An 8,684-nucleotide genomic window follows, 5' to 3' on the forward strand; every position below is an offset into this window, starting at 1 on the left:
GCGCAGGCCGACGACATCAAGTCGATGCTCGAAGGCGCGACCTTCAAGGCGGTGTCGGTGGAAGCCAAGCCGACCAAGCGCAATCCCGGCCCGCCCTTCACCACCTCGACGCTGCAGCAGGCCGCCTCGTCGGGTCTCGGCTTCTCGGCCAGCCGCACCATGCAGGTGGCGCAACGCCTCTATGAAGGCATGGAGATCGGCGGCGAGACCACCGGTCTGATCACCTATATGCGAACCGACGGCGTGCAGATGGCACCCGAGGCGATCGACGCCGCACGCGATGCCATTGCCAAGGAATTCGGTCCGAAATACCTGCCGGAAAAGCCGCGCCAATATACGGCCAAAGCCAAGAACGCCCAGGAAGCGCACGAAGCGATCCGCCCGACGGATTTCATGCGTACCCCGGCATCGGTCAGGCAATATCTCGATTCCGACCAGATGCGGCTCTATGAGCTGATCTGGAAGCGCGCCATCGCCAGCCAGATGCAGCCGGCCGAAATCGAGCGCACCACCGCCGAGATCGAGGCGGTCAATGGATCGCGCACCGCGGAGCTGCGTGCCATCGGTTCGGTCGTTCGGTTCGACGGTTTCATCGCCGCATACACCGACCAGAAGGACGACGATGCGGAAGACGAGGAAAATCGTCGCCTGCCCGAGATCCGTGCCGGCGAGCAGCTTGCCCGCCAGGCGATCAACGCCACCCAGCACACCACCGAGCCGCCGCCGCGTTACTCCGAAGCGTCGCTGATCAAGAAGCTGGAAGAGCTCGGCATCGGCCGGCCTTCTACCTATACGGCGATCCTGAAGACGCTCGAGGACCGCGACTATGTCACCATCGACAAGCGCCGGCTGGTGCCGCAGGCCAAGGGCCGGCTGCTGTCGGCTTTCCTCGAAAGCTTCTTCAAGCGCTATGTCGAGTACGACTTCACCGCGTCCCTCGAGGAAAAGCTCGACGAGATTTCGGACGGCAAGCTCGCCTGGAAGGACGTGCTGCGCGATTTCTGGAAGGATTTTTCCGGCGCCGTCGCCGACATCAAGGAACTGCGCGTCACCGACGTGCTGGATGCGCTCAATGAAGAGCTGGCGCCGCTGGTGTTCCCCGCGCGCGAAGACGGTTCGAATCCACGCATCTGCCCGAAATGCGGCACCGGCAATCTGTCGCTGAAGCTCGGCAAGTTCGGCGCCTTTGTCGGCTGCTCCAACTATCCCGAATGCTCCTTCACCCGCCAGCTCGGCGATGCCGCCAACTCCAATGGCGAGAATGGCGGCGGCGAAGACGGCACCAAGGTCATCGGCAAGGACCCCTATACGTCAGAGGAAATCACGCTGCGCAGCGGCCGCTTCGGCCCCTATCTGCAACGCGGCGACGGCAAGGAAGCCAAGCGCTCCAGCCTGCCCAAGGGCTGGACGGCAGAGTCGATCGACCACGAAAAGGCGCTGGCGCTGCTGTCGCTGCCGCGCGATGTCGGCCAGCATCCGGAAACGGCCAAGATGATCTCGGCCGGGCTCGGCCGTTACGGTCCGTTCGTGCTGCATGACGGCACCTATGCCAATCTCGAAAGCATCGAGGACGTGTTCTCGATCGGCCTCAACCGCGCCGTGTCGGTGATCGCCGAGAAGCAGCTGAAGGGCAAGGGTGGCCGCAATGGCGGCACGGCCGCTGCGCTCAAGGAGCTCGGCGACCACCCCGATGGCGGCGGCAAGATCGTCGTGCGCGACGGCAAATACGGGCCTTACGTGAATTTCGGCAAGGTCAATGCTACGCTGCCCAAGGGCAAGGATCCCCAGTCGGTGACGATGGAGGATGCGCTGGCGCTGATTGCCGAGAAGGAAGCCAAGGGCGGCGGCGGCAAGAAGCCGTTCCGCAAGGCGGCCGCGGCCAAAGCTCCGGCAACCAAGAAAGTAGCCGCCAAGAAGCCGGCTGCGAAGAAGCCGGCCGCGAAGAAAAAAGGGTAGGACAGCGTGGCGCGCAAGATCACCGGCAGAACCCACGGCGATCCGCGCACCGCCGACACCAGGGCCAAGGTCAAGGACGACTATCGGCCGTCGCGTGACGAAATCCTGCGCTACATTGCCGAAAATCCCGATCGCGCCGGCAAGCGCGACATCGCGAAGGCGTTCGCGCTGCGCGGCGACGACCGCATCTGGCTGAAGGATATTTTGCGCGACCTGCAGGACGAAGGCGTCCTCACCAAGGAGCGCAAGGGGCTGGCCCGCGTCGGTGCCCTGCCCCATGTCACGGTCCTCGATATTTTCGACCGCGATGCCGATGGCGTGCTCTTGGCGCGCCCAACCGAACACACAGCCAATGGGCCGCCGCCCATCGTTTCCATCCGCCTGTCGCGCAGTGGCAGTGGACCGGCGCCCGGCATTGGCGACCGCGTGCTGGCCAAGACCTTTCCCGCCGACGACACGAACGTCGCCCTGGGCGGCCCCGCCTACACCGGGCGGGTGGTGAAGATTTTCGAAAAGCGCACCGATGCCGTGCTCGGTATCTTTCGCATCCTGCAGGACGGCACCTTCCGTATCGAACCGGTGGAACGGCGCCAGCCCGAACTGATCGTCGACAAGGAATTCCAGAACGGCGCCAAGAATGGCGACCTGGTCGAGGTCGAGCCGGCGCGAGCCTCCCGTTTCGGCTTGCCGAGAGCCAAGGTGCTCAACGTGCTGGGCTCTCTGACCAGCGAAAAGGCGGTCTCTATGATCGCCATCCATGCGCACGACATTCCGCATATCTTCCCGGCCGACGTCATCGCAGAATCCGAAGCGATCAAGCCGGCGACGCTGGATCACCGCGAGGATTGGCGCGACCTGCCGCTGATCACCATCGATCCGGCCGACGCCAAGGACCATGACGACGCCGTCTTCGCCACGCCGGATCTCGACGAGAAGAACCCCGGCGGCGTGGTTGCCACCGTGGCGATCGCCGACGTCGCCGCCTATGTGCGCTATGGCACTGCACTCGACCGCGAAGCGCTGAAGCGCGGCAACTCGGTCTATTTCCCGGATCGTGTCGTGCCGATGCTGCCCGAGCGCATCTCCAACGATCTCTGCTCGCTGCGCGAGGGCCAGGACCGGCCGGCATTGGCAGTGCGCATGATCTTTTCGGCCGAGGGCCGCAAGCTCAGGCACACCTTCCATCGCGTCATGATGAAGTCGGCGGCAAAGCTCGCCTACCAACAGGCTCAGGCGGCGATCGACGGTGCGCCAGACGACAAGACAGGCCCGATCCTCGAAACCGTGCTGAAGCCACTGTGGGACGCCTATGCGATCCTGAAGCGCGGCCGCGATGGCCGCCAGCCGCTCGAACTCGATCTGCCGGAGCGCAAGATCGTACTCAAGCCGGACGGCACCGTCGACCGCGTCATCGTGCCGGAGCGGCTCGATGCCCACAAGCTCATCGAAGAATTCATGATCCAGGCCAATGTCGCCGCGGCCGAGACGCTGGAGGCGAAGAAGCAGGAGCTGGTCTATCGCGTCCACGACGCGCCGTCGCTCGCCAAGCAGGAATCGCTGCGCGAGTTCCTGCAGACATTGGGCCTGTCACTGGCGCGCGGCGCGCAGATGCAGCCAAGCCAGTTCAACGGCATTTTGGAGCGCGTGCGCGGCGCCGACAATGAAGGCCTTGTCAACGAAGTGGTGCTGCGCTCGCAGAGCCAGGCCGAATACTCGCCAAAGAACATCGGCCATTTCGGTCTCAACCTCCGCCGCTACGCCCATTTCACCTCGCCGATCCGCCGCTATGCCGATTTGATCGTGCATCGCGGACTTATTGCCGCACTCGGACTGGGTCCGGGTGGGCTGACGCAGGACGAAGCGGCACGGCTCGAAGATGTCGCGGTGCAGATCTCCGGCACGGAACGCCGCGCAATGGCGGCCGAGCGGGACACGGTCGACCGTCTGATCGCCGCCTATCTCGCCGAACGCGTCGATGACCGGTTCGATGCCCGCATCTCCGGCGTCACCAAATCAGGACTATTTGTCCAATTGCCGCAGTACGGCGCGGATGGTTTCATCCCGGTGTCAACTCTGGGCGGCGATTACTATATATACGATGAAACGGCTCGCTCCCTGTTCGGAGAACGCTCTGGCAAAGGCTACCAACTCGCGGACCGCGTCGAGGTCCGGCTTATCGAGGTGGCGCCGATGGCCGGCGCGATGCGCTTCGAGATGTTGACCGACCCAAAGCCTCTGCCGGGCTCCAAGCGGTCGTTTCACAAGGCCAAGGGCCGCGCCCGCGCGTCGCAATCGCGACCGGGTTCGCGCGGCAGGAGACGATGATGACAACAGCCATGGAAGAACAGGTTTTCGGCGGAGAACATCACTCGGGCCGGGCCGCACGCCCGCTGTGGACGGCGATGAAGCGCGGCCTGCTCGGCCGCTGCCCGCATTGCGGCGAAGGCAAGCTGTTTCGCGCTTTTACCAAGACCGTCGACACATGCGGCGTCTGCGGCGAGGAATTGCATCACCACCGGGCCGACGACCTGCCGGCCTACCTCGTCATCGTCATCGTCGGCCACATCGTGCTGGGCGCCTTCATGGGCGTGGAGGCGACGTCGACTTTGTCCATATGGCAGCACATCGCCATCTGGGTGCCGCTGACCATCCTTTTGTCGGTTGCGCTGCTGCAGCCGGTCAAGGGTGCCGTCATCGGACTGCAATGGGCCTTCTATATGCACGGCTTCGGCGGCGAGCACGACGTGATCGAGCCGCATCCCGGAGCCTAGGCCGCAGCCAAGAATGCTGCCTGGCGCAACATACCGACCGTGAAAGGCCACTTTCGCTTGCCAGAAGTTTCCGCTAGGTCCTGCGCATGGACGGTATGACCAAGGCGGAAGTCGACAGGATCGAGCGGAGCATGATCGCTCATAGCGGCCGGCCAATTCGCCCGCGCGACGCGGCAACCCTCATCCTGCTCGACCGCAAGGACGACGACGTACTGGTTCTGATGGGTCGCCGCCATGCCGGCCACGCCTTCATGCCGGGCAAGTTCGTCTTTCCCGGCGGCCGCACCGATCCGGCCGATAGCCGCATACCGGTCGTCGCCGCCCTGCACCCGAAGCAGGAAGCCAAGCTGATCGCCGGGCCGGGGCGCACAAGCGCCGCACGAGCCCGCGCCATCGCCCTGTCGGCCATCCGAGAGACCTATGAGGAAGCCGGGCTGCTGATCGGCCGCAAGGGTGCTTTCGCAACCCCCAGATCCGACTGGCAAGGCTTTGCCGAACACGGCGTGCAACCCTCTCTCGACATGCTGCGCTTCGTCGCGCGCGCCATCACGCCGCCCAACCGGGTGCGCCGCTTCGACACCCGTTTCTTCAGCGCCTGGCGTGACGACGTCGCGGTCGAGCTGCCCGGTGGCGGTCCGACCAACGAACTGGAAGAGCTGGTCTGGCTGCCGCTTGCCAAGGCCAGGGAAGCCGACATACCCGACATCACCCGAATGATCCTGGACGAGTTGGAAAAGCGCCTCGCCCATGATCCGCTGTTGCGTCCAGGCGGTCCCGTGCCCTTCTACCGGCTGGTCCGCAGGCGCTTCATCCGCGAACTTCTCTAGAGCAATTCCAGGAAAGTGTGACGCGGTTTTCCGTCCGAATTGCGTAAGATCAAACAGACAGAGTATTCAGCATCCATGACGGTCGATACCCAACCAAAGGGCGACGAGCGCGTACACTGGCTGCCGATGGTGGCGGCGATCTCGTCGATCAGCGTCGTCGGCATCGCCATCGGCCTCGGCATGCCGCTGCTCAGCGTCATCCTTGAAACACGCGGCCACTCGGCTTCGATGATCGGCCTCAACACCGCCGTCGCCGGCCTCGCCTCGATCGCCGGTGCGCCGCTGGCGACCCCGCTCGCCATGCGCTTCGGCGTTGCCTGGACCATGATCGCCATGATCGCCGCCGGCGCGCTGGCCTTTGTCGGCTTCCATTTCGCACCCGATTTCTGGATGTGGTTTCCACTGCGCATCGTGCTGCACATTGCGCTGACGGTGCTGTTCATCCTGTCTGAATTCTGGATCAGCACCTCGGCGCCGCCGCACCGGCGCGGCCTTGTCCTTGGCATCTACGCCACTGTCCTGTCGCTCGGCTTTGCCGCCGGACCGTGGCTGTTCGCTCATCTCGGCAGTTCCGGCTTCAGGCCGTTCGGCGTCATCATCGCGTTGGTGACGCTGGCGGCCATACCCGTGCTGGCAGCACGCAACGAGAGCCCGTCGATCGCCTCGGATGGCGAAACCAGCAATTTCCTGCGCTACATCTGGCTGGTGCCGTCGGCGACCGCTGCCGTGCTGGTGTTCGGCGCGGTGGAAACCGGCGGCTTTGCGCTGTTCCCGATCTACGGCAGCCGAATCGGCTATTCCGAGGCCGATGCGGCCCTTCTGCTGACCATGATCGGCCTCGGCAATGTGTTGTTGCAGATCCCGATCGGCATGATCAGCGACCGCGTCAGCGATCGCCGCTACCTGCTGATTGCCTGCGCGACGGTCGGTCTTATCGGCACCGTGTTCATGCCCTTCTTCGCCCAGAATTGGCATTTGATGGCCGCGCTTCTGTTCGTCTGGGGCGGCGTCGTCGCTGCCATGTACACGATCGGCCTTGCCCATCTCGGCTCGCAGCTTTCCGGCCATGAACTGGCGTCGGCCAATGCCGCCTTCGTGCTGTGCTACGGCGTCGGCATGGTGCTCGGGCCGCAGGCGATCGGCATCGGCATGGATGCGTTCGGCCCGTCCGGCTTCGGCTGGTCGCTCGGCCTGTTCTTCGCCGCCTATATCGCTTTGGTCGCCGTCAGGTTGGTTCGCAAGATCCTGCTGTAGCGCGACTGCGGCCTGCCATGCATTTGGCACGGCACGGTGACAGGCTGCTGACAGAACCGTGTCAGGAGCACAGGGCTAAAAAGGTGTCCCAAAACACTTGAGGACACTTCCATGATCGACAGCGGCTTTGAAACCACATCGCTACGAATGACACTGCTTCTGCTCGTGACCTTCCAGGCTCCGGCCGCCGACGTCGACCGCATCATGGATGCCGTGGTGGCGATCGCGCCGCTGGCCATGGGCAAATATGACCGCAATGCCTATCAGTCGGCGCACGGCATCGAACGCTACAGGCCGCTTGACGGTGCGGCCGCCGGCGCCGAAACCGAATTGCGGCGGCGCCCCGGCACGGTCGAGGTTTCCTTCGAACTGCCGGACGACCAGGCGCTGGCCGCCCGCGTCGTCGAGGCGATTTTCCAGGCGCACTCCTACCAGGAACCGGTGATCCGCATTCAGCCGATTCTCGCCAGCCGTTCCAAGGGGCTGGACGACCGCGCCAATCCGAATCGCTGGTGGAACACGACCGGAGACTGGAAGAAGGTTGCGGCATCGGCGACGGAAACCGCATGATTTCCGCTCCCGAGCCGGCTCTGGTGGGTCGCACAAGGCCTACCGGGCTTGACTTTCCGGGCGCGTTCTTTATGTGTCGCGCCAAGTTTCCCGCGTCCGGGTGTTTCCCCGTGCTCCAGCGGCCAAAACCCCACGAACAAACGGACTGATATCATGGCCAAAGCCGCAAACATCAAGATCAAGCTTCTGTCGACCGCCGACACCGGTTTCTTCTACGTGACCAGCAAGAACAGCCGCACCAAGACCGACAAGCTGTCGTTCCGCAAGTACGACCCGGTCGCCAAGAAGCACGTCGAGTTCAAGGAAACCAAGATCAAGTAATCCGGGTTTCCCGCCGCAATGCCGAAACGCCGCCCAATGGGCGGCGTTTTTCGTTTGTAACAGTTGATTTCGTTGCATCCGAGCAGAGACTCCAGCCAAAGGATTGACCCTTAGCCATGGTTGCGGCACCCTTGGCCGTGGGTTGGGTGTCACGAATAAGGCGCCTATGGATGTCGAAGAAGTTGAAAGCTGCAATCATTGCAGCCCTTGTCGCTCTGGCTGCTGGCTTTGCCGTCAGCAACGGGCTGATAAGCCAGCAGACGGCCGATGAGATCAAGGCCAGGACTGACCAGGTTCTGACTGAGGAAGAGGCCGCACCGCCTGCACCTCAGCCTGACAGCCCCGCCACGCCTTCCACGGAACCCGCACCGCAGGCTCCGACACCTCCCGCCGCGGCACCCCCGCAAGGATCACAACAGGGTCAATGAAGAAGCCTCGCCAGGATGGGCTCCTCTCGTGCGATCGCACCATCTGAGTGTATCGTTTTAATACAATCGCCAATTGGTAGACTTGCACCACGGATAAGTAGTTAGTTTCAGCGTCAGGCAAAAAGGGGGGAAATGCCTCGCACTGGGAGAAAACGATGTCCGTACAAAAAGGCGACTTTCGAACCAACAGAGCCGACTACGTGATTGCCGCGATGCATGGCGGAGTGACCGCCGAAGACAGCGTTCGAGACGAGAACCTGGCAAGGAGAAAGAAGTCCCTGTGGCTGAAGGAGCGGCGATCGGCCAAATCGGCTGAAAACCCGTTGGACAGCTCGCCGCTGTCCAAAAGAAGCCCTCGCGGTTAGCGGTCTACAATCGCCTTCCGCGATCACACCATATCCGCACACAACCCACTCGCCCATATTGCAGGGGCCACCGTCGGTGTTGACTAACTCCGACGGTGGCCTAGTTCGCGGCGAAATGACCTCCGTTCTTTTGAGAAGACGGCGGGACTAAGGTCTTGCGCCCTAGACGCAAAGGTCCGAGCGATCCTGTTA

The 8,684-nt window shown here is 63.3% G+C and carries 8 protein-coding genes; all 8 read left to right on the plus strand.

Translation table 11 applies throughout. The features are described 5' to 3' along the window. Nucleotides 1–1,956 (plus strand): type I DNA topoisomerase (gene topA, locus EN884_RS15450; RefSeq protein ID WP_128360614.1); only part of this gene is annotated, 1,956 nt, incomplete at its 5' end. Between the two features lie 6 nt (nucleotides 1,957–1,962). Further along, nucleotides 1,963–4,281, plus strand: a complete 2,319-nt coding sequence (gene rnr, locus EN884_RS15455) for a ribonuclease R (RefSeq protein ID WP_063167900.1) — start codon at nucleotides 1,963–1,965, stop codon at nucleotides 4,279–4,281. Between the two features lie 11 nt (nucleotides 4,282–4,292). Next, the gene (locus tag EN884_RS15460) at nucleotides 4,293–4,727 is read left to right on the plus strand and encodes a DUF983 domain-containing protein (RefSeq protein WP_024503574.1); all 435 of its coding nucleotides are present in this window, start codon (nucleotides 4,293–4,295) and stop codon (nucleotides 4,725–4,727) included. Nucleotides 4,728–4,813: 86 nt separating this feature from the next. Next, nucleotides 4,814–5,554 carry an NUDIX domain-containing protein gene (locus EN884_RS15465; RefSeq protein ID WP_063167899.1) on the plus strand — a complete coding sequence of 247 codons (741 nt, stop codon included), beginning with the start codon at nucleotides 4,814–4,816 and terminating at the stop codon, nucleotides 5,552–5,554. Between the two features lie 75 nt (nucleotides 5,555–5,629). Further along, nucleotides 5,630–6,808 carry an MFS transporter gene (locus EN884_RS15470; RefSeq protein WP_024503576.1) on the plus strand — a complete coding sequence of 393 codons (1,179 nt, stop codon included), beginning with the start codon at nucleotides 5,630–5,632 and terminating at the stop codon, nucleotides 6,806–6,808. A 111-nt stretch (nucleotides 6,809–6,919) separates the two neighbouring features. Then, complete coding sequence (locus EN884_RS15475) at nucleotides 6,920–7,378, plus strand: hypothetical protein (RefSeq protein WP_024503577.1); 459 nt, start codon at nucleotides 6,920–6,922, stop codon at nucleotides 7,376–7,378. Nucleotides 7,379–7,531: 153 nt separating this feature from the next. Then, nucleotides 7,532–7,699, plus strand: a complete 168-nt coding sequence (gene rpmG, locus EN884_RS15480; protein WP_006201775.1) for a 50S ribosomal protein L33 — start codon at nucleotides 7,532–7,534, stop codon at nucleotides 7,697–7,699. Nucleotides 7,700–7,869: 170 nt separating this feature from the next. After that, nucleotides 7,870–8,127: a hypothetical protein gene (locus EN884_RS15485; RefSeq protein ID WP_024503578.1), complete on the plus strand. Its 258-nt coding sequence runs from the start codon at nucleotides 7,870–7,872 to the stop codon at nucleotides 8,125–8,127. Nucleotides 8,128–8,684: the final 557 nt, after the last annotated feature.

Source organism: Mesorhizobium sp. M7A.F.Ca.AU.001.01.1.1, assembly GCF_004022735.1.
Lineage (GTDB): Bacteria > Pseudomonadota > Alphaproteobacteria > Rhizobiales > Rhizobiaceae > Mesorhizobium > Mesorhizobium ciceri.